We start from the raw sequence: 506 nt of genomic DNA on the forward strand, positions 1-506 counted from the left end.
GTGAGGCGATAGGCGATATGTCGGCCTACCAGATAGGGGCCGCGCACCCGTGTGACGATCCCGGTGATCTCGCGTGTGCCTGCACCCGTGCCGCTTTGCAACCCGATGCCCGAGCCATCCAGTTCAATCCGGATCGTGACTTCGGTGCCCTCCAGGGTCTTTTTGTCAAGGTCGGCTGCGGGGCCATAGATTGCGTTACGTTCATCTGGCGTGCGCAGTTCCAGATCGTATTCGAACAGTTCGTTGAGGTTGTCCGTGCCGGATAGACTTGAAAACACCAAGGTGGGTTGCCCAAGAAGCATGGGCAATGCCGCGCCTGAAACGGAAATGGTCCGGCCAGAAAGCGGCAAATGATCTAGGCCGTCCATGAAGGGGCTCCTTTGGCAAGTAATCGACAAAATGAAATACGTGCAAACCTGCCAAAGGCTGCCAAAAGCGATGCTGCAAATACATGAGACGGTTCTGAAAGCCGTTTCTAATTTTCAAAATCAGAATTCAGAACAAGT

The 506-nt window shown here is 54.0% G+C and carries 1 protein-coding gene; it reads right to left on the reverse strand.

Annotated features, from left to right (window positions below; translation table 11 throughout):
• The coding region (locus ACWKV5_RS29710; RefSeq protein WP_483844163.1) for a contractile injection system protein, VgrG/Pvc8 family at window positions 1-368 on the reverse strand (368 nt) is incomplete at its 3' end.
• Between the last annotated feature and the right edge of the window lie 138 nt (window positions 369-506).

It is taken from the genome of Pseudomonas oplopanacis, from assembly GCF_057128725.1.